23 protein-coding genes are annotated in these 23053 nt (G+C 69.1%); 3 read left to right on the forward strand and 20 right to left on the reverse strand.

Annotated features, from left to right (window positions below):
- Positions 1-22: 22 nt before the first annotated feature.
- Complete coding sequence (locus MRBLWH11_RS16615) at positions 23-1018, forward strand: asparaginase (protein WP_341945614.1); 996 nt, start codon at positions 23-25, stop codon at positions 1016-1018.
- 24 nt (positions 1019-1042) lie between these two features.
- On the opposite strand, the gene MRBLWH11_RS16620 is transcribed toward MRBLWH11_RS16615, so the two are convergent.
- From MRBLWH11_RS16620 to prmC, 17 genes are all read right to left on the reverse strand, one after another.
- A complete protein-coding gene (locus MRBLWH11_RS16620; RefSeq protein WP_341945615.1) occupies positions 1043-3784 on the reverse strand; it encodes an FtsK/SpoIIIE domain-containing protein in 2742 nt (913 codons plus the stop codon).
- 59 nt (positions 3785-3843) lie between these two features.
- Positions 3844-4644, reverse strand: a complete 801-nt coding sequence (locus MRBLWH11_RS16625) for a protein phosphatase 2C domain-containing protein (RefSeq protein ID WP_116635251.1) — start codon at positions 4642-4644, stop codon at positions 3844-3846.
- Between the two features lie 79 nt (positions 4645-4723).
- Positions 4724-5707 carry an aldo/keto reductase gene (locus MRBLWH11_RS16630; RefSeq protein WP_341945616.1) on the reverse strand — a complete coding sequence of 328 codons (984 nt, stop codon included), beginning with the start codon at positions 5705-5707 and terminating at the stop codon, positions 4724-4726.
- Positions 5708-5805: 98 nt separating this feature from the next.
- Entirely contained in the window at positions 5806-6597 is a 792-nt protein-coding gene (locus MRBLWH11_RS16635) for a large exoprotein (RefSeq protein ID WP_116635253.1), read from the reverse strand.
- Positions 6598-6736: 139 nt separating this feature from the next.
- Positions 6737-7483 (reverse strand): peroxide stress protein YaaA, encoded by a 747-nt coding sequence (gene yaaA, locus MRBLWH11_RS16640; RefSeq protein ID WP_341945617.1) that lies wholly within the window; start codon positions 7481-7483, stop codon positions 6737-6739.
- Positions 7484-7572: 89 nt separating this feature from the next.
- Positions 7573-7833, reverse strand: coding sequence for a F0F1 ATP synthase subunit epsilon (locus tag MRBLWH11_RS16645; protein WP_045280545.1), 261 nt, complete (start codon positions 7831-7833; stop codon positions 7573-7575).
- Positions 7834-7835: 2 nt separating this feature from the next.
- The gene (gene atpD / locus MRBLWH11_RS16650) at positions 7836-9290 is read right to left on the reverse strand and encodes a F0F1 ATP synthase subunit beta (protein WP_116635255.1); all 1455 of its coding nucleotides are present in this window, start codon (positions 9288-9290) and stop codon (positions 7836-7838) included.
- Positions 9291-9311: 21 nt separating this feature from the next.
- A complete protein-coding gene (locus MRBLWH11_RS16655; protein ID WP_341945618.1) occupies positions 9312-10211 on the reverse strand; it encodes a F0F1 ATP synthase subunit gamma in 900 nt (299 codons plus the stop codon).
- Positions 10212-10231: 20 nt separating this feature from the next.
- Positions 10232-11872, reverse strand: coding sequence for a F0F1 ATP synthase subunit alpha (atpA, locus tag MRBLWH11_RS16660; RefSeq protein WP_116635257.1), 1641 nt, complete (start codon positions 11870-11872; stop codon positions 10232-10234).
- 47 nt (positions 11873-11919) lie between these two features.
- A complete protein-coding gene (locus tag MRBLWH11_RS16665) occupies positions 11920-12711 on the reverse strand; it encodes a F0F1 ATP synthase subunit delta (RefSeq protein WP_116635258.1) in 792 nt (263 codons plus the stop codon).
- Positions 12711-13268, reverse strand: a complete 558-nt coding sequence (locus MRBLWH11_RS16670) for a F0F1 ATP synthase subunit B (protein WP_341945619.1) — start codon at positions 13266-13268, stop codon at positions 12711-12713. The genes MRBLWH11_RS16665 and MRBLWH11_RS16670 overlap by 1 nt, the downstream gene beginning before the upstream one ends.
- A 27-nt stretch (positions 13269-13295) precedes the next feature.
- Entirely contained in the window at positions 13296-13532 is a 237-nt protein-coding gene (gene atpE / locus MRBLWH11_RS16675; protein ID WP_025103147.1) for an ATP synthase F0 subunit C, read from the reverse strand.
- Positions 13533-13589: 57 nt separating this feature from the next.
- Positions 13590-14378 (reverse strand): F0F1 ATP synthase subunit A, encoded by a 789-nt coding sequence (atpB, locus tag MRBLWH11_RS16680; RefSeq protein WP_341947848.1) that lies wholly within the window; start codon positions 14376-14378, stop codon positions 13590-13592.
- Between the two features lie 143 nt (positions 14379-14521).
- Entirely contained in the window at positions 14522-15040 is a 519-nt protein-coding gene (locus MRBLWH11_RS16685) for a hypothetical protein (protein WP_341945620.1), read from the reverse strand.
- Positions 15040-16209 (reverse strand): MraY family glycosyltransferase, encoded by a 1170-nt coding sequence (locus MRBLWH11_RS16690; RefSeq protein WP_116635262.1) that lies wholly within the window; start codon positions 16207-16209, stop codon positions 15040-15042. The genes MRBLWH11_RS16685 and MRBLWH11_RS16690 overlap by 1 nt, the downstream gene beginning before the upstream one ends.
- Complete coding sequence (locus tag MRBLWH11_RS16695) at positions 16206-16946, reverse strand: L-threonylcarbamoyladenylate synthase (protein WP_116635263.1); 741 nt, start codon at positions 16944-16946, stop codon at positions 16206-16208. Before MRBLWH11_RS16695 ends, MRBLWH11_RS16690 begins: the two co-directional genes overlap by 4 nt.
- Before the next feature lie 52 nt (positions 16947-16998).
- The gene (gene prmC / locus MRBLWH11_RS16700; RefSeq protein ID WP_341945621.1) at positions 16999-17859 is read right to left on the reverse strand and encodes a peptide chain release factor N(5)-glutamine methyltransferase; all 861 of its coding nucleotides are present in this window, start codon (positions 17857-17859) and stop codon (positions 16999-17001) included.
- 98 nt (positions 17860-17957) lie between these two features.
- Between prmC and cysK the strand changes: the two genes are divergently transcribed.
- A complete protein-coding gene (cysK, locus tag MRBLWH11_RS16705; RefSeq protein ID WP_116635265.1) occupies positions 17958-18896 on the forward strand; it encodes a cysteine synthase A in 939 nt (312 codons plus the stop codon).
- Entirely contained in the window at positions 18893-19468 is a 576-nt protein-coding gene (gene epsC, locus MRBLWH11_RS16710; RefSeq protein ID WP_116635266.1) for a serine O-acetyltransferase EpsC, read from the forward strand. Before cysK ends, epsC begins: the two co-directional genes overlap by 4 nt.
- A 12-nt stretch (positions 19469-19480) precedes the next feature.
- Here epsC and MRBLWH11_RS16715 read toward each other — a convergent pair whose 3' ends face one another.
- Genes MRBLWH11_RS16715 through rho form a run of 3 tightly spaced genes read right to left on the reverse strand, consistent with a single transcriptional unit; the run spans position 19481 to position 23018 of the window.
- Positions 19481-19888, reverse strand: coding sequence for a phage holin family protein (locus MRBLWH11_RS16715; RefSeq protein ID WP_116635267.1), 408 nt, complete (start codon positions 19886-19888; stop codon positions 19481-19483).
- A 32-nt stretch (positions 19889-19920) separates the two neighbouring features.
- Positions 19921-21000, reverse strand: a complete 1080-nt coding sequence (gene prfA / locus MRBLWH11_RS16720) for a peptide chain release factor 1 (RefSeq protein WP_116635268.1) — start codon at positions 20998-21000, stop codon at positions 19921-19923.
- A gap of 11 nt (positions 21001-21011) precedes the next feature.
- Complete coding sequence (rho, locus tag MRBLWH11_RS16725; protein ID WP_341945622.1) at positions 21012-23018, reverse strand: transcription termination factor Rho; 2007 nt, start codon at positions 23016-23018, stop codon at positions 21012-21014.
- Between the last annotated feature and the right edge of the window lie 35 nt (positions 23019-23053).

Raw genomic sequence — 23053 nt, forward strand, 5'->3', positions numbered from 1 at the left:
GACGCGGCGTTAGGATCGAGAGGTGCTGGAGACTCTCACCGTTCAGGATGCCGTGGAACTCGCCGTCGTCGAACGCAGCGGGTTCGTCGAGTCCCGCCATGCGGGTGCCGCCGTCGTGCTGTCGACCGACGGCGAGATCGTCGCACGCCACGGCAACGTCGAGGCGCTGATCCTTCCGCGTTCCAGCCTCAAGCCGCTGCAGGCCGTCGCCTGCATCACGGCGGGCGCCGTCTTGGAGGGCGAGCAGCTGGCACTCTCGACGGCCAGCCACACCGGGACCGATCGCCATGCCTCCGTGGTACGCGACGTCCTGACCGAGGGCGGTCTGACGGAGGACGACCTCGGCTGTCCCCCGGCCTGGCCGACGGACTCGGCGACGCGGGACGAACTCGTCCGCGAGCACGGCCAGGCGGCGCGCGTGCGCATGAACTGTTCCGGCAAGCACGCCGCGATGCTCCGGGCCTGCGTGGCCACGGGCTGGTCGACCGACGGATACCTGGATCCCACGCACCCGCTGCAGGCTCACATCCGCGAGGTCGTCGAGCGCCTCTCCGGCGAGAAGATCGCGCACACGGCGATCGACGGCTGCGGAGCGCCGGTGCACGCGCTGACGCTCACCGGACTCGCCCGCGCCATCCACCGGATCGGCACGGCGTCGGATCGCTCTCCGTTCGCGCTGCACCGTGTTGCCGGCTCTCTGGTGCGCGCGGTGCGGGAGAACCCGTGGACGATCGAGGGCCCCGGCCGTCCCGACACGATCGCGATCGAGAAGCTCGGGGTGTTCACCAAGGGCGGCGCCGAAGGCGTGATGGTGATGGTCGCCCCGAACGGCACCACGGTGGCGCTGAAGATGCTCGACGGCGCCCCGCGTGCCTCGACCGTCGTCGCCGCGACCCTGCTGGCTCGCGCCGGCGGTCTGAGCGATGCCGACGTCGCAACTCTCCAGGCGGCTCTTCCGCTCGAGGTCCTCGGTGGCGGCGGCGTGGTCGGCAGCATCCGACCGGGTAGCGGCATCTGACCCACCCCGGGTCGGCACCCTCTCTCACCCGGGCTTGAGCGCCGGAACGATGACGCGCCGCGGCGATCCAGCCCCGCGCACCGACCACGCACGACCGGCGTGCGGACGCGCGAAGGGCGGAAGCTCGCGGACGCCTGCGAGCTGACGGAGATCCGTCGGCTGCTCGGCGCGGATGAGGATCTCCCCTTCGGCGCGGATGCGCTGCCAGACCGACCAGCTGCGCTGCCAGGTCTCCGCGTCCGCGACGAGGATGCACGAGGCGGACGGACGGAGCCTCTCCGCACCGGGCAGGAGCACCTCGCAGTCGGGGTGAGCGATCTGCAGCCGCGCGACGATCTCCGGGGCGCCCGTGCTCACCACCGCGGTGATGCTCGCCGCCGGGACCCACGCCGGAGGCACTGCCTCCGCGGAGATGGCGACCGCGTGCTCCTCGACCCACGCGAACTGGACCTCACGCCCGCCCAGCGTCGCGCGGCCGGCGATGCGATCGCGGACGAACCCCGACGGCTCGCCTCCGGCGGCGATGTGCTCGACGCGGCTCGGCATCCGCAGCAGAGCCCTCCGCGGAAGCGCGTCGAGAAGGCGCCCCACCGGACCTGTCGCACGCGACGCGGTCATCACGACGGTCGCGCCTCCGCCCGCCCTCAGGACCTGTTCCCAGCGCTGGGCGAGCTGCTGCGCGTGCTCGGACGGCAGTCCGGCGAGAAGGACGTCCACATCGTCGCACAGCACCACCGCGGGCAGCGGTTCGCCGCCGGTCGCCCAGGCCGTGACGAGGTCCCAGGCGTGCTCGGGATCGGACGGCACCCATCGCGCATCGGCGCGCTGCGCGGCGATCGTGCGCAGCGCCGCGGTTCGCCCCGACCCCGGAGCGCCCAGGATGGACAGGCCCCGCTCCGGCCCGGGGTACAGCAGCTCCAGCGGCTGGGACTGCCGCTCGGGAGCGTCGGCCCGTCCGAGGACGACCTGTCCCGCCGGGAGAGCCGCGGCGGGTCCGGTGAGATCGCTGAGCGGGATACGTCCGGGGAGCGAAGCAAGCCAGGGGCTGCGCGGCCGGTCGACGGCTGCCCACCGCATCCCCACGCGCCGCAGGTCCGACGCGCCGGTGAGGGCGACACGCAGCGCGACCGGAGCATGATCCTCGGGGCGGCGCACCAGGGCGACACCGCGTGAGCCCGCGCCGCCCGGGAGCTCGGCCGCGGCATCCGTGCCGATCACGAGCCTGCTGTCGGCGGCGTCTCCGACCCGCAGGCTGATCCGCAGAGGGCAGTTCGCCGCGAGGGCGTCGCGGACCACCCCTGCGGCGCGCTGGGTGCCGAGGATGAGGTGCATGCCCAGCGCCCGACCACGCGCGGCGACGTCGGTGAAGACGGCACCGAGATCCGGATGCTCCTGCAGGAGAGCCGCGAACTCGTCGACCACGATGATCAGGCGGGGCATCGCCACGTCGCGCACGTCTCTGGCGCCCGCGGCCGCGAGCACCGCCTCCCGGTGCCGCAGCTCCGCGGTCAGACTCGACACGCCTCGTCGCGCGCCCTCGTCGTCGAGATCGGTGATGACGGCCGCGACCTGTCGGAGCTCTCTCAGCGGCTCGAAGGCCGTGCCTCCCTTGAAGTCCGCGAGCACGAACGTCACGCGGTCGGGGCCGTTGGACGCGGCGATCGCGGTCACCCAGGTCACGAGGAGCTCGCTCTTCCCCGTCCCCGTCGTGCCGGTGACGATCGCATGCGGCCCGTCCTCCACGATGTCGACCACGATGTCCTCGTGGGCGCTCCGTCCGATGACCGCGGGAAGCCCGTGGTCGCCCGGTGACTGCGCGAGTTCGCGCATGCCGACGGACACCGGAAGCATGTCGGCGTCCCGATGCTCCTCCCGGCATTCCCCGGCGACCGCCTGCGCCTGCGCGAGCGAGAGGCATTCCACGGCGACGTCCGCCATGCCTCGCGGCGTCCGCAGCGTCGCCGACCCCGGTTCCACGACGTCGATCACGGTCGTGATGCCGTCGGGCACCTCGCCTCCCGTCTGGGCCAGCCAGACGACCGCATCCGCATCGACCCGTGACCCGCTCGACGCCGCGACGCCGATCCGGAATCCGCTCCGTCGTGCGCGCAGCGCGTGCGGCAGCGACTCGAGTCCCCAGCGCGCGAGATCGTCGCCGACGAGCGAGAGCTGAGCCGCACCGAACCGCAGACACAGCTGCACGACGACGGCCCGGGCCACCGCGGCCGTCAACGCCTCCGGTCCGCGCAGACAGACGCCCCGCCCGAGCGGTACCGCAAGCGGCGCATCGTGCAGCGTCGCCGACCGCTCCCGGAAGTCGCGCGTGCGTGCATCGTCTCCCCCACCGCAGCGGATGCCGCTCGGCACCCTTCCCCTGCCCACCACGAGCGCACTCGACTCGTCCGGCGGGTGCGCGCCGCGCAGCGGCGGCTGGACGAGGCATGACGCGGCATCAGGATCCTGGAGCCATCGTGCGGCGCGCTCCTCGCGCTGCCGGCGCTCCAGCTCGGCTTCGGCCTCGGCCCATGCCGCTGCGGCCTCCGCAGCGTTCCGGCGCCGGTCCCGGCGTCGGCTCCGCGCCGCGTCGGCGAGAGAAGCGACGAGCATCAGAGGTCCCAGTGCGGCGAAGCAGAGGGCGAACAGAGAACCGGTGACCAGCCAGAGCACCACGCCGGCCGCGACGGGGACGATCGCCGCCATGAACGGCAGAGCGGGCCTCCGCGGCGAAGGCGGCGCAGCAGGGAGCGTGATCGGAAAGGAGTCCATGCACCTCAGTGCACAGCATGGCGCATCCGGAGAGGATGCTGTCCACAGAAGTGGAGCGGTTACTCCGCGGACTCGTCCTCTGTGGAGAGCGAGTCGTCCTCACCGCTCACCTGAACGATGACCAGCGTGACGTTGTCGCGTCCGCCGTTCTCCAGCGCTGCGGCGAGCATCGCATCGACGGCATCAGCGGGGTCGGCGTTCTCGCGCAGGAAGTGCTGGATCCCGTAGTCGGTCAGCTCCTTCGTGAGCCCATCCGAGCAGATGACGAAGCGATCGCCCGCCCGCACATCGATCGTGAGGTAGTCCGGCGGGGTGAGCTCGCTCGCACCGACGGCACGGGTGATGACGTTGCTGTACGGGTGCCCCTCGGCCTCCTCCGGACTGAGCTTGCCCGCCGTGATGAGCTCCTGCACGACGGAGTGGTCCGTCGTCACCTGCACGAGCCGGTCGTCACGGAGCAGGTAGACGCGGGAGTCGCCGATGTTGAGCGAGACCCACTGCGGCTCGTCCCCCGCGACGTCGAGGAAGACGCCGGTGAGCGTGGTGCCGGTGCCCTCGTCGGTCGTCTCCGGGTGATCGGCGATGTCGGCCACGGCCAGCTCGAGAGCGTTCTCGATCGCAGCCCTGTCGACCTCGCCCGACTCGACGACCGCCTCGAGCCTCGCGACGGTGCTGCGGCTGGCGATCTCTCCCCCGGCATGACCGCCCATGCCGTCGGCGACGATGAACAGCGGGTACTCCGCAAGGAACGCGTCCTGGTTCGTCTCACGACGGCGCCCCAGGTCGGTGACGCCGGCCCACGAGAGCAGCAGCGGGCGCTGTGCGATCGTGATGCTGCGCGTCTTCGTCGTCTCAGCCACGTGCTGCCTCCGATGGACCTGCGGCGGATCGGGCGAGCGCAGGATACTCACACATCGTAGTGGAACTCCGGTTCCCGGCTCATACCCGGGCACCCGGGTCTTCGGGCAGCGGGAACAGCCTGTCGATGGTCTCGCGGTCGGCGGCGTCGGGGCGCCAGGCGTCTCCCGCAAGGGCGTTCGCCTCGACCTGGGCCGCCGAGGTGGCGCCGGCGATCACGCTCGAGACGACAGGGTTGGAGAGGAGCCAGCCGAACGACGCCTGCAGCATCGTGATGCCTCGTTCGTCGCAGAACCCGCGGAACTCCTCGATGGCATCCCACGGCGCGTTCTCCCACACGTGGCGACGACTCGACATGATGCGGCTCGATGCGGGGCCGCCTTCCCGGGTGAACTTGCCCGTCAGCAGCCCGTTGTGCAGCGGGAAGAACGGGAAGAACCCGAGCCCGTAGCGCTCCACGGCGGGGAGCACCTCGCGTTCGGCCGCACGAGCGAGCAACGAGTAGTGGTTCTGAGATGAGATGAAGCGGCCCGTCGACCGCTCGCGTGCGGTGAACTCCGCCTCGGCGATCTGCCAGCCGGAGAAGTTCGAATGCCCGTAGTAACGGATCTTGCCTTCGCGGACGAGTTCATCGAGGGCATCCGTCGTCTCCGCGATCGGCGTCTCGGGATCGGGCAGGTGCAGCTGGTAGAGGTCGATCCAGTCCGTGCGCAGTCGGCGCAAGGACTCCTCCACTGCTCGACGGACGTATCGACGGGAACCACGGCCCGCGGGAAAGGCGTAGCCCATGTCGCGCTCGTGGCCGAACTTCGTCGCGAGCACCACGCGGTCTCGGCGCCCTTCCAGGGCCTGTCCCATCAGGGTTTCGCTGGTGCCGGCGACGGCGCCGTACATGTCCGCCGTGTCGAGCAGCGTGATCCCGTTGGCGATCGCGGCGTCGATGACCTCGCGGGTCCCGGTGAGCGTCTCGGTGGCGGTGCCGCTGCGTCCGAAGTTGTTGCAGCCGAGGCCCGTTGCCGACACGAGCAGACCGGAGGCGCCCACCCGGCGCTGCGACATGACCATGGTCTCCACGTTAGCGCCCGTCCCGTCGCTGTCGGCGCGGCCCACGGCGGGAACGGCACAGGGCCCCCGACCGAAGTCGAGGGCCCTGTGTCAGACGATCAGGCCGGAGGCTGCGTCGGGTCGGACGGCGGCGCAGGCGGAGCTGCCGGCGGCGCGGTCGGAGGTGCCGGCGGAGTGGCCGGAGGAGCTGCCGGCGGTGCCGGCGGCGTGGTGGGCTGCGCCGGAGGCACGGGGGCCCCGGTCGCCGGTGCGGCAGGAGCAGCGGGCGGCGCGTAGCCGGGCTGTGCCGGCGGCGCGTAGCCGGGCTGCGCGGGAGGCGCGTACCCCTGCGGAGCGGGAGGCGCGTAGCCCTGGGGGGCGGCGCCGTAGCCCTGCTGAGGTGCGGCGGCAGCCGGCTGGACGGGGATGCCGTCCCACACCGTGCGGTCTCCGAGGAAGCCGTTGCCCGCCCAGGAGGCCGGCTGGATGTTCGGGTTCCAGCGCGACTTGTCGAACGCGTTGATACCCAGCCAGACGATGCTCAGGAAGACGTAGAGCACGACCCAGACCGCATCCTTCTGCAGCTTGAGGCCGACGCGCCACGCGGCGATCACGGACAGCACGGCCAGCGCGATCGAGAAGACGAAGCCGATCCCGATCCAGCTGAGGAGCGCAGCGCCACCGATGCCGTAGAGCACGAGCCACGGGCTCAGGTCACCGAGCTTGAAGAAGATCATCGTGTTGTAGACGGGCACCCAGGCGCGCCACTTGCCCTGCACTCCGGCCTTCTCGAAGATCTTCATGTAGAAGAGAGAGCCCAGTACATAGCCGGCGATCGCGATCAGGAAGATCACGAAGGAATATGCGAGAAGCAGGCCGGCGTAGCCTGCTCCGTAGTCGTCGTAATCCATGAGACTCACATTCTTTGGTCTCGGGAGACGGCTTTCGCCCCCCGCAAACGAAGCGACCGCCTCGCATTGGACATGGTAGCGGTGCGCATGGGGGCGGGCAACGAACCACGCGGGGAGTTTCATCCCGCGTCACCTGGCGTCATTCGGCGACGACGAGCTCCAGGATGCCGGCATCATCCGTGCCGCGGAGGACGACGTCGCTCTTCTCCGCCCAGCGGCGGAGGCCCCGCAGCGACGTGATGCGCGGTCGGTCCTCGGCCAGCGCCCGGACGAGGAGCCCCTTGGACTTCTTGTTGAAGTGGTTGAGCGCCCTGCCGTGCTCCGTCACGACGCGCACGTAGGAGGAGGGGACGGATGCCGGGACGGGGCCGAGAGCCACGTAGGCCTCGCTCCGCAGGTCGAGCACGAAGGCCGGAGCGGACTCCGCGATGGCAGACGATGTGGCATCCGCCCAGTGGCGCCGGAGGGCCGGGAGGCCGGGAACCGAGGTCCCTGCGGAGAGCCGGTACGTCGGCAGCGCATCCAGGGCCCCGATCGGTCCGAGCGGGGCGCTGTGGATCCACACGTGCTCGCCGAGCCAACGTCGGGATGCCGTCGACAGGGTCGCGGCGTCGAGCGCGTCGAAGAGCACTCCCGTGTAGCGGTCGACCGCCGGCATGGTCGGCGCGGTGCGCAGCGTCCGATTGTGCTCCACGTCACCGGCCTGGCGGTCGCTGAGCTTCAGAACCCGACGGGCGGCCTCCTCGTCGGCGGCGAGATCGATCAGCGCGTCGAGCGCGGCGGATCGGTGCGCGTGGAGCTCTGGGAGCGCCAGCGACGAGAGCGCCAGCGGTGCGCCGTCGCCGCCCGGACGCTTGGTCTCCGACGGTGGGAGCAGGATCTTCATGGGACCTCGGGGACAGACACGACCGCCCCGGATCGCCGACGGCTCGAAGAGCGCGGGACGGTCCGGGGCGGACGGGTGGAACAGGACTGCTAGGCGATGAGAGCCGCGTTGCCGGCGACGATGGTCAGGGTGTCGCCCTCCATGGAGAGGAACCCGTCCTGCGCGTTGGCCAGCACCTTGGTGCCGTCGGTCTGGGTGATCCGGACCTGGCCCTCGGCGAGGATCGCCAGCACCGGCTCGTGGCCGGTCATGAAGCCGATCTCGCCCTCGACGGTCTTGGCGACCACGAGGCTCGCCTCTCCCGTCCAGACCTCCGCGTCCGCGGAGACGAGGCTGACGTGCAGAGCCATGGTCAGCCGTTCTCCTTCTGGATCTTCGCCCACTGCTCTTCGACGTCGGAGATGCCACCGACGTTGAAGAAGGCCTGCTCGGCGACGTGGTCGAAGTCACCGCGCGTGATCGCATCGAACGACTCGATGGTCTCCTTCAGCGGGACGGTCGAACCCTCGACACCGGTGAACTTCTTCGCCATGTAGGTGTTCTGCGAGAGGAACTGCTGGATGCGACGTGCACGCGACACGACGATCTTGTCTTCCTCGGAGAGCTCGTCGACACCGAGGATCGCGATGATCTCCTGCAGCTCCTTGTTCTTCTGGAGGATCTGCTTGACGGTGGTCGCGACGCGGTAGTGGTCCTCGCCCAAGTACCGGGGGTCCATGATCCGCGACGTCGAGGTCAGCGGGTCGATGGCCGGGTACAGACCCTTCGACGCGATCTCACGAGAGAGCTCGGTCGTGGCGTCGAGGTGGGCGAAGGTGGTCGCCGGAGCCGGGTCGGTGTAGTCATCGGCCGGCACGTAGATCGCCTGCAGCGAGGTGATCGAGTGACCACGCGTCGAGGTGATGCGCTCCTGGAGCACACCCATCTCGTCGGCGAGGTTCGGCTGGTAGCCCACCGCGGACGGCATACGGCCGAGCAGCGTCGAGACCTCGGAACCGGCCTGCGTGAAGCGGAAGATGTTGTCGATGAAGAGCAGAACGTCCTGCTTCTGCACGTCACGGAAGTACTCCGCCATCGTCAGAGCCGAGAGGGCGACGCGCAGACGCGTTCCCGGCGGCTCGTCCATCTGGCCGAAGACGAGGGCCGTCTTGTCGAAGACACCCGCCTCTTCCATCTCGTGGATCAGGTCGTTGCCCTCACGGGTGCGCTCACCGACACCGGCGAACACCGACACACCACCGTGGTCCTGCGCGACGCGCTGGATCATCTCCTGGATGAGGACGGTCTTGCCGACACCGGCGCCACCGAACAGACCGATCTTTCCACCCAGCACGTACGGCGTGAGGAGGTCGATCGACTTGATGCCGGTCTCGAACATCTGAGTCTTGGACTCGAGCTGGTCGAAGTTCGGCGCCTTGCGGTGGATGGGCCAGCGCTCGGTGACCTCGATGGTCTCACCGGGCTCGCCGTTGAGGACCTCGCCGATCACGTTGAAGACCTTGCCCTTGGTGACGTCTCCGACGGGGACCGAGATGGCCTCACCGGTGTCGCGCACCTCCTGGCCGCGGACGATGCCGTCCGTCGGCTTGAGGGCGATGGCGCGCACGAGGTCGTCGCCGAGGTGCTGAGCGACCTCGAGCGTGATCTCGACGGAGGACTCGCCGATCACGATCGTGGTCTTCAGTGCGTTGTAGATGTCGGGGATCGAGTCGTGCGGGAACTCGATGTCGACAACCGGACCGTTGACGCGCGCGACGCGCCCGACGACCGCGGTCGCCGGCTGGTCAGCCGTGGCGGTGGGGGTCATTTTCGTCTCTTTCCTGATGGTCTATTTGCTCGACGAGAGCGCGTCGGCGCCGCCGACGATCTCTGCGATCTGCTGCGTGATCTCCGCCTGACGCGCGTTGTTGCGCAGGCGGGTGTAGTCGGTGATGAGCTTGTCGGCGTTGTCGCTGGCGGACTTCATCGCCTTCTGCGTCGCGGCCTGCTTGGCGGCCGACGACTGCAGGAGTGCGTTGAAGACGCGGCTCTGGATGTACACCGGCAGGATCGCGTCCAGCACGGTCTCGGCATCCGGCTCGAACTCGTACAGCGGGTAGACGGTGTTCCCGGCCTCCGACTCGTCTGCTTCCGAGATCTCCAGCGGAAGCAGGCGCACGGACTCCGGCGACTGCGTCATCATGCTGACGAAGCGGTTGTACACGAGGTGGATCTCGTCGACGCCGCCCTCGTCCGCACCGCGGGAGAAGTCCTCGAGCAGCTGCTGCGAGATCTCCTCCGCCGTGTGGAACGACGGGGTGTCGGTGTCGCCGGTCCACTCCGCGGCCGCCGCGATGCGACGGAACTGGAAGTAGCCGACGGCCTTGCGACCGACGAGGTAGAACACCGGCTCCTTGCCCTGCTCGCGCAGGAGCTCCGCCACCTCGAGACCCTCACGGAGGATCTGCGAGTTGAAGGCTCCCGCGAGACCGCGGTCCGACGAGAAGATCACGACCGCGGAACGGCGGATCGTCTCGGGCTCACGGGTGAGCGGGTGGTCGACGTTCGAGTGCGTCGCGACGGCGGACACGGCCCTCGTCACGGCCCGCGCGAAGGGACTGGACGCCTTGACGCGTGCCATCGCCTTCTGGATGCGCGAAGCCGCGATGAGTTCCATCGCCTTCGTGATCTTCTTGGTCGTCTGAGCAGAAGAGATCTTCTGCTTGTAGACCCTGAGTTGAGCGCCCATGAAATCAGTACCTCACGCGGTTACGCGCGACGACCCTTGACGATCTTCTCCTGGTTGACGTCGTCCGCCTCGGCCGCCGCATGCTCCTCGTGACCGGGAGCGCCGATGGCGTGTCCCTTGCCACCCTGGAACTCCAGGACGAAGGCATCCGTGTGCTTCTCGAGCTCTGCGACCGTGTCGTCGTCGAGGACGTTGGTCTCGCGCAGGGTCTCGAGGACCTTGGTGTTGCGACGCAGGTAGTCCAGGAGCTCGCGCTCGAAGCGGAGGACGTCGGAGACCTCGATCGTGTCGAGCTTGCCCTTCGTTCCGGCCCAGATCGAGACGACCTGCTCCTCGACGGGGTACGGCGAGTACTGCGGCTGCTTGAGCAGCTCGGTCAGACGCGCACCACGCGACAGCTGACGACGCGAAGCCGCGTCGAGGTCGGACGCGAACATCGCGAAGGCCTCGAGCGAGCGGTACTGCGCCAGCTCCAGCTTCAGCGTTCCGGAGACCTTCTTGATCGACTTGACCTGCGCGTCGCCACCGACTCGCGAGACCGAGATTCCCACGTCGACCGCGGGACGCTGGTTGGCGTTGAAGAGGTCGGACTGCAGGAAGATCTGGCCGTCGGTGATCGAGATCACGTTGGTCGGGATGTACGCCGAGACGTCGTTCGCCTTGGTCTCGATGATCGGGAGACCCGTCATCGATCCGGCGCCGAGCTCGTCGGACAGCTTCGCGCAACGCTCCAGCAGACGGGAGTGCAGGTAGAAGACGTCACCCGGGTAGGCCTCGCGGCCCGGCGGGCGACGCAGGAGGAGCGAGACGGCACGGTAGGCCTCGGCCTGCTTCGACAGGTCGTCGAAGATGATGAGGACGTGCTTGCCGCCGTACATCCAGTGCTGGCCGATCGCGGAACCCGTGTAGGGGGCGAGGTACTTGAAGCCGGCGGGGTCGGATGCCGGAGCCGCCACGATCGTGGTGTACTCCAGGGCGCCGGCCTCTTCGAGCGCGCCCTTCACCGAGGCGATGGTCGAGCCCTTCTGGCCGATGGCGACGTAGATGCAGCGGACCTGCTTGTTGACGTCGCCCGACTCCCAGTTGGCCTTCTGGTTGATGATCGTGTCGATCGCGATGGCCGTCTTGCCGGTCTGGCGGTCGCCGATGATCAGCTGGCGCTGACCGCGGCCGACGGGGATCATCGCGTCGATGGCCTTGATGCCGGTCTGCATCGGCTCGTGGACCGACTTGCGCTGCATGACGCCGGGCGCCTGCAGCTCGAGCTCGCGGACCGCTTCGGTGGCGACCGGGCCGAGGCCGTCGATCGGGTTGCCGAGCGGGTCGACCACGCGGCCGAGGTAGCCGTCGCCGACGGGGACCGAGAGGACCTCTCCGGTGCGGGTGACCTCCTGGCCGGCCTCGACGCCGGTGAACTCACCGAGGACGACGACACCGATCTGGTGCTCGTCCAGGTTGAGCGCGAGACCCTTGGTGCCGTCTGCGAAGGTCACGAGCTCGTTGGCCATGACGCCGGGCAGGCCCTCGACGTGCGCGATTCCATCCGCGGCGTCGATGACGGTGCCGACCTCGGTCGCCGCGGCCCCGGTGGGCTCGTAGGCGGCGGCGAAGTCCTTCAGCGCGTCACGGATGACGTCGGGGCTGATCGATAGTTCTGCCATTGTCTTCCCTTTGTATCTGGGTGCGCGGTTCCCCGCGCGAAGTCGTGTTAGCCCGCGAGCTTCTGGCGAAGGTCTGCGAGTCGAGCGGAGATGCTGCCGTCGATGACGTCATCGGCGATCTGCACGCGCAGGCCTCCGACGACGGCAGGGTCGATGACGACGTTGAGCGAGACCGTGCCGTCGTAGCGGCGCGAGAGCGCGTCGCTGAGACGGGTGCGCTGCGCCTCGCTGAGCTCGGACGCACTGTGGACCGTCGCCACGACTCGACCGTGCTGGCTCGAGACGATGCGCGTGGCGCGGCTGAGCAGCTGGCGCACACGCCGCTCGCGCGGCTGGCGCACGAGCGAGGAGACGATCAGCGTGGCGGGAGCACTGTAGCCGCCGTCGGCGAGCAGTCGCTCCACGAGAGCGCCCTTGGCTTCCTCTCCCCCGAGGCGGCTGCCCAGGGCGAGCTCGAGCTCGGCGTTGGCGGCGATCACGCGGGAGAACCCGAAGATCTCCCCCTCGAGATCGGCGCCCGGCTCCGCGATCGACGCGGCGCGGATCGCGAGCTCCTCGATGCCGTCCACCAGCTCGGAGGCGTTCGACCAGCGCTCGGCGACGACGGTCTTCAGGACGCTCTGCGCGTCTGCGGAGAATCCGCCGAAGACCGCCGTGACGACGTTCTGTCGCGCCTCGGCCGGAGCCGAGGGATCAGCGAGCGCGCCGCTCAGCTGGGACGACTCGCTCACGGCACGCCCGGCAGCGAAGAGCTCCCGTGCGGTGTCGAGAGTGACGCCCTTCGCTGCGGCAAGCGTCTCGATGGATGCCGCGAGTGCCTGAGTGGTCGCGCTGCCCATTACTGAGCCGCCTTCTCGGATGCCTCGAGGTCGGCGAGGAAGCGATCGACGACTGCCGTGGCGCGTGCATCGTCGGAGAGGGTCTCTCCGACCACACCGCCGGCGAGGTCGAGGGCCAGCGAGCCCACCTCGCTGCGCAGCGAGACGAGAGCGGTCTGACGCTCGGCCTCGATCTGCGTGTGCGCGGTCGCGGTGATGCGTGCAGCCTCGCTGGATGCCGCATCCTTCGCCTCGGCGACGATCTTCTTGCCGTCCTCACGAGCGGCCTCACGGATCTCACCGGCCTCGGTGCGTGCCTCCGCCAGCTGGCGGGTGTACTCCTCGAGCGCTGCTTCGGCCTTCTTCTGCGCCTCGTCAGCCTTCGCCATGTTGCCCTCGATGGCAGCCGAACGCTCGTCGAGCATCGCCTTCAATCGGGGCAGGGCGACCAACCACACGACGAGGAGGATGATGACGAACCACACGCCCGACCAGATGATGTCGTACCACGCGGGGATGAGCGGGTTGTTGGCCGCTTCGCCCTCTGCTGCGAGGTTCGTGACAAGAGCGTTGAGCATCCTGTCTCCTTCAGAAGTCGGTAGGGATTACGGGAAGGGGATGAATCCGACGGCGATGCCGACGAATGCAAGCGCCTCGGTGAAGGCGATACCGATCCACATGAGGACCTGAAGGCGACCGGCCAGCTCGGGCTGACGAGCGACGCCCTCGATGGTCTTGCCGACGACGATACCCACGCCGATGGCCGGGCCGATGGCTGCGAGGCCGTAGCCGACCGCCGCGAGGTGGCCGTTGATTTCAGCGAGAACCGTAGTTGCGTCCACGGGTTTTTCCTTTCGTTGGGTGGGAGGGCTGATGCCCGCCCGCTCAGAGTCTGTTGCTCAGTGCTCTTCTGCGACCGCGAGCTGGATGTAGACCGCGGTGAGGACGGTGAAGACGTAGGCCTGCAGGACGGCCACCAGGATCTCGAAGATCGTGAAGGCGCCGCCGAAGGCGAGGGTCCCGATGCCGAGGAAAGCCCAGCCTCCACCTGCGGTGAAGAAGAAGAACTGGGTCGCCGCGAAGCACAGGACGAGGATCATGTGGCCGACGACCATGTTCATCAGCAGTCGCAGGGTGAGCGTCACCGGGCGGATGATGAACGTCGAGAGCAGCTCGATCGGGGTGACGATGATGTACACCGGCCACGGGACACCGGCCGGGAACAGCGCGTTCTTGAAGAACTTGCCCGGGCTCTTCTTGATGCCCGCGTAGATGAAGGTCACGTAGCTGACGAGCGCGAGCACGAGGGGAACAGCGATGATGCTGGTTCCGGCGATGTTCAGGAACGGGATGATGCCCGTGATGTTCATGAACAGCACCATGAAGAAGATCGTGGTGAGGATCGGCAGGAAGCGGTCGCCGTCCTTGCGTCCGAGCAGGTCGTGCGCGATGTTGCCGCGGACGAGCCCGAGACCCATCTCGACGAGGCTCTGGAAGCGGCCGGGCACCACCGTCATGCGACGCGTGCCGAGCCAGAGGATGAGAACCACGGCGATCACCGAGAGGAACTGCACCAGGTGGATGCGGTGCACCGGGATGACACCGAACGCGTTGAAGAGGATCTCCGGGAAGAACTCATCGATCGACGGGCCGTGGAACTCGCCGTCAGTGGCGAGCTTAGGGATCAGGGTCGCAGCAAGATTAAACAGCGCGGGCTCCAGCTTCGGGGCACCGGTCTAAACCGGGGCGACGATGGTCGGTGTGCAATCAGCGCAAGCGCTCGCGGGCGAGCGGCGGGCACTCCCCAACACTATCAGAATCTGAGGATGCCCTAAGACCGGGGGCCGACCTCGGGCGATCCCTCTTCGGGCCGATTCGCCGACCCGGGCGCGACGTCCTCCGGCACCTCGGTCGGCAGCGTCGTGTCGCTGACGTTCGGCAGCCGCATGCGCGTGAGCACGATGACGTCGATCACGAGCGACATGATCACTCCCGCGACGATCGAGAGGAAGAACACCATCGGGTGCAGCCACGGCTGACCGGCCAGCAGGATCATCACCACGACGAAGACGCCGAGCTTGAGCAGCCAGCCGCCGAGCACGATGGCGAAGAAGAACTGCACGTAGAGGGGGTCGCCGTACCAGCGGTTGGCGACGAGGATGCTGATGCCCGTGATGGCGAGGAACAGGGCGGAGAGGAGCACGCCGAGAAGGCCGCTCACGAGCCCCTCCCCCTGGGCGACGAGGAATCCGACACCGCCGGCGACGATCGCGAGCACCGCGGTCGCCACCGCCGACCAGATGAGGGTTCGACGCAGGATCGGGGTGCTGGATACGGGGCTGGGGCTCATCAGGACTCCACGGGTGTCGGATCGGGTGCAACCCCCGCCGGGCGCTTCCTGCGGCGGGTAGGACTCAGGGTGATGACGAGGCAGGCCGCGATGCCCACGATGCCGAAGCCGACGCCGGGCAGGTACTGGCCGGGCCAGTCCTCCCTCGCGCCGACGTACATGAGCAGGACGGCGAGCGAGATGACCGCCGTCCATGCGTAGAAGATGAGGACCGCGTCCCGGTCGCGATGTCCGAGGTCGAGCATCCGGTGGTGCAGGTGCTTGCGGTCTGGCGAGAACGGCGACTTGCCGGCGTTCATGCGGCGGAGCACCGCCAGACCGAAGTCGAGGAGCGGCAGGAGGACGACCAGGAGCGGCAGCAGGATCGGGATGAACGCACCGAGCAGCTGCGAGCGGCCGAGGCGCTCCGGGTCGAGGGCCGAGGGATCCATCTGCCCTGTGAGCGCGATCGCGGACGTCGACATCAGCAGCCCGAGCACCAGTGCGCCGGAGTCGCCCATGAACAGCTTCGCCGGGCTCCAGTTGAGCGGGAGGAAGCCCAGGCACGCGCCGATGAGCACGGCGGCGATGAACGTCGAGAGGTTGAAGTAGCTGGAGGCACCGGAGTCGCGCGTGAAGATGTACGAGTACGCGAAGAAGACGCCGTTGGAGATGAGGCACACGCCCGCGACGAGACCGTCGAGGCCGTCGATGAAGTTGACGGCGTTCATGACGATCACGATCGCGAACATCGTCATCGTGATGCTGACCCAGCTCGAGAAGACGATGAGGTCGCCGAACGGGAGCGACAGGATCTGCAGGCCGCCGCCGACCGTGATGATCCCGGCGGCGAGGAACTGCGCACCCAGCTTGATCATCCAGTCCAGGTCCCAGAGGTCGTCGACCACGCCGATGACGGCGATCAGGAAGGAGGCGCCGAGGATCGACCACATGGTCGTCGGCGGGATCCAGATGCTCTGGAAGAAGGGGTTGGCCGCCGAGAACGCGAAGGCGGCGGCGATGCCGAGGAAGATGGCGACGCCGCCGAGACGCGGGGTGGGCGTCGTGTGCACGTCACGATCGCGGATGCCGGGATAGAGCTTGAAGCGCAGGCTCAGCCGCCAGACCGCCCAGGTCAGCCCGAAGGTGATGACGGCGGTGATGACGATCGTGAAGAGGTACTGCTTCACGGGTTCCCGTCCTGCTCCTCCGTGTGCTCCTCGTGCGGGTGGTCCTCGTGCGACTCCTGCGCGCCGTCGGACTCGAGCAGATCGCCGAGCACCTCGGCCAGCTGCTCCCGCGTGACGACGCCGTGGCGGAGGATGCGCACGACCCCCGGCTCATCGTCCCCGCGCCGGACGAGCGAGGTCGCGTCGACGATCGTCGAGGCGATGCCGTTCTTGCTCATGCCGTCGGCGAGGTACACCGCGACGCTGTCGCCCAGCATCTTCTCCGCGTCGAGAGCCGAGATCGCGGCGTCCTCGCCCGTGAGGTTCGCGCTGGAGACGGCGAGCGGGCCGGTCTCGGCGAGCAGCTCGAGCGCCACGTGGCCCTCCGGCATGCGCACGGCGACGGTCCCGAGGGTCTCCCCCAGGTCCCAGACCAGAGACGGCTGCGCCGGGAGCACGATCGTGAGACCGCCGGGCCAGAATGCGTCGACGAGACGCTGCACGGGCTCCGGCACCGACTCGGCCAGTGCCGCGAGGGTGTCCTTCGAGCCGATCAGCACGGGCGGCGGCTGGTTGCGACCGCGACCCTTGGCGTCGAGAAGACGCTGCACGGCGGTCGGTGAGAAGGCGTCGGCGGCGACGCCGTACACGGTGTCTGTGGGCATGACGATGAGTTCGCCGCGGCCGATCGCCTGGCGTGCGTTGCGCATTCCGGCGAGCAGCTGCGCCTCGTCGCGGCAGTCGAAGATGGTTGACATGACGGTTCGATTCTATGCGGGACGGATGCGGCGGAAGCTCGACGTGAGCTGATCAGGGCCGGAGAGCGGTCGTCGTGCGGTCGCGCAGCGTCAGGTCGCGGTGCGTGGCGGCGGCGCGCCAGCCGTCGGCGGTGAGCAGATCGCGGATCGATCCGCCCTGCAGCTCGCCGTGCTCGATGACGAGCAGGCCGCCGGGGCGGAGCAGTCGAAGCGCCCTGGTGCTGAGCACGCGCACGATGTCGAGCCCGTCCTCGCCCCCGTACAGCGCCATGGCGGGGTCGAACAGACGGACCTCCGGATCGCGCGGGATCGCCGCGTCGGGGACGTAGGGCGGGTTGGAGATGACGACGGATGCCGTGCCGTCGAGCTCCGGGAAAGCCTCGCCGAGGTCGGAGAGGACGAGCGTCAGGTTCTCGACCCCTGCCGAGTTCCGGCTCGCCCACGCGTGCGCGTCCGGGGAGAGCTCCGCCGCGAAGACGCGGGCGTGCGGGACCTCGGTCGCCATGGCCAGGGCGATCGCTCCGCTCCCCGTGCCGAGATCGACGCCGATCGGCGCGGGCTCCGGTGCGCTCAGCAGCGCGTCGATCGCGTACTGCACGACCGTCTCGGTCTCGGGTCGCGGTACGAAGACGCCGGGGCCGACCGCGAGTTCGAGGTGCCGGAAGGGTGCGGTGCCGGTGATGTGCTGCAGCGGCTCGCGGGCCGACCGCCGGGTCACGAGTTCGTCGAGGGCGGCGGAGGCATCGTCGGACGCCCGGTCACCGCGGACGATCGCCGCCTGCACCTCGCCGCGGCGCTGGCCCAGCACGTGTCCGGCGAGCAGCTCGGCATCGACCAGCGGATCCGGCACACCGGCGTCGGCGAGGCGCTGGGCGGCGGCGCGCACGAGGGCGGCGAGCGAGTTCTCAGGCATGGCTTCCAGCGTAGAGTGCAAGCGTCCGTCACATTTCCGGCCCCCGCAGTCCGCTCACCTAGGCTGGTGCGCAGCGACCCGCTCAGGAAAGGTTCCTCATGCCCGGTATTCACTCCGACATCACGACCGCGTTCGGCAACACCCCGCTCGTCCGCCTGAACAGAGTCGCCGAGGGCGTCGGCGCCACGGTGCTGGCCAAGCTCGAGTTCTACAACCCGGCTTCCAGCGTCAAGGACCGCCTCGGCATCGCCATCGTCGACGCCGCCGAGGCATCGGGCGAGCTGAAGCCGGGCGGCACGATCGTCGAGGCGACCAGCGGCAACACGGGCATCGCGCTCGCCATGGTCGGCGCGGCTCGCGGCTACAAGGTCATCCTCACGATGCCGGCGTCCATGTCGAAGGAGCGGCGCATGCTGCTCAAGGCGTTCGGTGCCGAGCTCGTCCTGACCGACCCGACCAAGGGCATGACCCAGGCGATCGCGGAGTCCGAGGAGATCGCCGCGAAGACGCCGGGTGCCGTGCTGGCGAAGCAGTTCGCGAACGAGGCGAACCCCGCGATCCACCGCAAGACCACGGCAGAGGAGATCCTCCGCGACACCGACGGCAAGGTCGACTACTTCGTCGCCGGCATCGGCACCGGCGGAACGATCACGGGTGTCGGACAGGTGCTGAAGGAGCGCATCCCCGGCGTCAAGATCGTCGCCGTGGAGCCCAAGGACTCCCCCATCCTCACCGAGGGCCACCCCGGCCCGCACAAGATCCAGGGCATCGGACCCAACTTCGTGCCCCCGATCCTCGACCGCGACGTGCTCGACGAGGTCATCGACGTCACGTTCGACGACGCGATCCGCCTCGCCCGTGAGACCGCGGCCAAGGACGGCATCCTCGTCGGCATGTCGAGCGGTGCCGCGATCTGGGCGGCGCTCGAGATCGCCAAGCGCCCCGAGGCCGCGGGCAAGAACATCGTCGTGATCATCCCCTCGTTCGGCGAGCGGTACCTGTCGACGGCGCTGTACGAGCACCTCCGCGAAGAGTGAGCACGTCGATCTGGGCTCGCGTTCGCGAGGACATCGCGGCCGCGCGCCTGCGGGATCCCGCTGCACGCAGCGCGGTCGAGGTCGCTCTGCTGTACCCGGGGCTGCACGCCATCTGGGCGCACCGCATCTCGCATGCGCTGTGGCGGCGCCGGCTCCGGCTGCTCGCCCGTGCCGGGTCGCAGCTGTCGCGCTGGCTCACCGGGGTCGAGATCCATCCCGGTGCGACGATCGGTCGGCGCTTCTTCATCGACCACGGCATGGGCGTGGTCATCGGCGAGACGGCCGAGATCGGCGATGACGTGATGCTGTATCACGGCGTGACCCTCGGCGGTCGCACGCGCGACGCCGGGAAGCGGCATCCGACGCTGGGTGACGGTGTCGCCGTCGGCGCCGGCGCGAAGATCCTGGGACCGGTGACGATCGGCGCCGGGTCCGTGGTCGGCGCCAACGCCGTGGTGACGCGGGATGCTCCTGCCGACAGCATCCTGGTCGGCGTGCCTGCCAAGCCACGGCATCGCACGATCGGCGAGGACACGCGAGCGCTGCTCACCGCGCCCGACTACTCCATCTGAGCGACGCCGCCGCTACCGGCGGCGGGAGTCCTTCGCCTCGACCTTGCGCTTGAGGAAGATCAGCGGCAGCAGCACGCTGCCGAGCGCGGTGATCAGCCAGACGATGACCGAGCCGAGCAGCCAGCCGGTGAGGTCGACGATTCGCAGCCCGCCGATGGGGAGCAGCACCACGACGATGAGGGAGATCAGGGTCGAGAAGATCCCGATGCCGCCCATCAGCACCGGCGCGTAGCGGTCGGCGAGCTTGCTCACCCACGGCGCGAGCACGCTCTGCAGGATTGCGAAGATGAGGATGCAGATGACGAAGCCCCACCATTTGTCCCACTGGATCTGGAAGCCCTCGAGGAGCGCGTCGGCGACGATGAGGCCGAGGCCGGCGGACACGACGTACATCAGACCGCGGAACAGAAGTGTGATCACGGGCCGAGCCTAGCGCTCGGCGGAGGCAGACGTCAGGAGTCGCCGCCGACGGCGGCCAGCCGCGCTTCCTCGTCGGCCGAGATGGCGCTCTCGATGATCGGGTCGAGCGCGCCGTCCATGACCTGGTCGAGGTTGTAGGCCTTGAACCCGGTGCGGTGATCCGCGATGCGGTTCTCCGGGAAGTTGTAGGTGCGGATGCGCTCGGAGCGATCCATGCCGCGGATCTGCGACCTGCGGGCGTCGGATGCCGCGGCATCCAGCTCTTCCTGCTGCCGGGCGAGGAGCCGGGCGCGCAGCACGCGCATGCCGGCCTCGCGGTTCTGCAGCTGCGACTTCTCGTTCTGCATCGAGACGACGATCCCGGTCGGCACGTGCGTGATGCGGACGGCCGAGTCGGTGGTGTTGACGGACTGCCCGCCGGGGCCCGACGACCGGAAGACGTCGATCTTGAGGTCGTTCTGATCGATCTGGATCTCCTCGGGCTCATCCACCTCGGGGAAGACCAGCACACCGGTCGTCGATGTGTGGATACGGCCCTGCGACTCGGTCGCCGGCACGCGCTGCACGCGATGCACGCCGCCCTCGTACTTCAAGTGTGCCCAGACGCCCTGCGCAGGGTCGGTCGAGGAGCCCTTGATCGCGACCTGGACGTCCTTGTAGCCGCCGAGATCGGACTCGTTCCGCTCCAGGAGCTCGGTCTTCCACCCCTTGGACGCGGCGTACTGCACGTACATGCGCAGCAGATCGGCGGCGAACAGCGCCGACTCGGCGCCGCCCTCCCCCGCTTTGATCTCCATGATCACGTCACGGGCGTCGTCGGGGTCGCGCGGGATCAGCAGACGCCGCAGTCGCTCCTGCGAGGACTGCAACTCCTCCTCCATCGCCGGGATCTCGGCCGCGATCGACTCGTCCTCACGGGCGAACTCGCGCGCGGTCTCGAGGTCGTCGGTCGCAGCGACCCAGGCCTCGTAGGCGGCGACGATGCGCGACAGCTCGGCGTAGCGGCGGTTGACGCGCTTCGCCCGACCGGCATCGGCGTGCACCGCCGGGTCGGAGAGCTCCTCCTGGACCCGGCGATGCTCGTCGATCAGAGTCTGTACGGACTCGAACACGGAACGGCCGCTCAGCGGATGTTGTTGTCGTGCCCGTGCGCGCCCGAGGAGAGCGCGGGGATCGACTTCTGCATCTGCACGAGGAACTCGACGTTGGAGTTCGTCTCCTTGAGCTTGCCGAGCACGACCTCGAGAGCCTGCTGCTGGTCGAGGCCGGCGAGGGCGCGACGCAGCTTCCAGGTGATCTTGACCTCGTCGGCCGAGAGCAGCATCTCCTCGCGACGGGTGCTCGACGCGTTCACGTCGACCGCCGGGAAGATGCGCTTGTCGGCGAGAGCGCGCGACAGGCGCAGCTCGCTGTTGCCGGTGCCTTTGAACTCCTCGAAGATGACCTCGTCCATCTTGGAACCGGTCTCGACGAGCGCCGTGGCGAGGATCGTGAGCGATCCGCCGTTCTCGATGTTGCGCGCCGCGCCGAAGAAGCGCTTGGGCGGGTACAGCGCCGAGGCGTCGACACCGCCGGTCAGCACGCGACCGGATGCCGGAGCCGCGAGGTTGTACGCGCGGCCGAGGCGGGTGATCGAGTCGAGCAGCACGACGACGTCGCGGCCCAGCTCGACGAGGCGCTTGGCGCGCTCGATCGCGAGCTCGGCGACCGTGGTGTGGTCTTCGGCCGGACGGTCGAAGGTCGAGGCGATGACCTCGCCCTTCACGGTGCGCTCCATGTCGGTGACCTCTTCGGGACGCTCGTCGACGAGCACGACCATGAGGTGGACCTCGGGGTTGTTCTGCGCGATCGCGTTCGCGATCTGCTGCAGCACGATCGTCTTGCCGGCCTTCGGCGGGGCGACGATGAGACCGCGCTGCCCCTTGCCGATCGGGGCGACCAGATCGATGATGCGCTGCGTCAGCTTCTCGGGGGCCGTCTCCAGGCGCAGACGCTCCTGGGGGTACAGCGGGGTGAGCTTGCCGAAGTCGACGCGGGTGGCCGCGTCGTCGATCGACAGGCCGTTGATCGAGTCGACCTTGACCAGGGCGTTGTACTTCTGACGGCCCTGCTGCTCGCCCTCGCGGGGCTGCTTGATCGAGCCGACGACCGCGTCGCCCTTGCGGAGGTTGTACTTCTTGACCTGTCCGAGCGACACGTAGACGTCGCTGGGACCGGCGAGGTAGCCGGTCGTGCGCACGAAGGCGTAGTTGTCGAGCACGTCGAGGATGCCGGCGATCGGGATCAGGACGTCGTCCTCGCCGATCTCGGTGTCGAACTCGTCGGTGGGCTCTCCGCCGCGGCGCTTGTTGCGCTGACGGTTGCGGTTGTTCCCGCCCGGCTGATCGTCTGCGGCGCCCGCGGCGGCCTGAGGCTGCTGCTGGTCCTGCGCGGCACCGTTCTGACCGCGACCACGGTTGCGGCTGCGGTTGCGGTTGCGGCCACGGCCGCCCTGTTCGTCGCCCCCGTCGGAGTCGGAGGAGGCGTCGTTGTTCTGCGCGTCGGCGTTCTGCGCGTTGCCGTTCTGGCTGTCATCGCTCTGGGCATTGCCGTTCTGGCTGCCGCCGCGCGCGTTGCTGTTGCGCGAGTTGCGCTTGGGGGCGGACTCGTTCTGTCCGCCGTCGTCCTGGCCGGACTCGGCCGGCGCGGAATCGGCGGCGGGCTCGGAGGCCGGGGTCTCGGCGTCAGCCGCCGGCTTCTGCGCGCCGCGGCGACCGCGACCGGTGGTCTTCGGGGCGGCCTCGGCCGGCGCCTCGGCGGCGGCAGGAGCCTCGGCCGGTGCGGCGGCGGCATCCGCGGCAGGAGCGTCGGCGTCTGCCTTCTTCGCACGGGTGCGGCGGGGAGCCTTCGCCTTGGGGGCGGCCTCCGCGCTCTCGGCGCCGTCGCCGGAGGGAGCCGCCTGCGGCTCGGCGGCCGCGGGTGCGGCATCCGTCTTCTCGGCGGCCTTCTCGGCCTTCGCCGCCGCTGTCGCGGTGGTGGCGCGACGCGGTGCGCGCTTGCGCGCCGGCGCCTTCTCGGTGTCGGCAGCGGCCGCAGGGGCATCGGCGACGGACGTCGTCTGATCGTTCTGGGTCTCGGAGAGGTTCTCCACGAGTACTCCCTTATATGTCATGGGAAATGAGCGTT

The sequence above is a fragment of the Microbacterium sp. LWH11-1.2 genome (assembly GCF_038397745.1).
GTDB lineage: Bacteria > Actinomycetota > Actinomycetes > Actinomycetales > Microbacteriaceae > Microbacterium.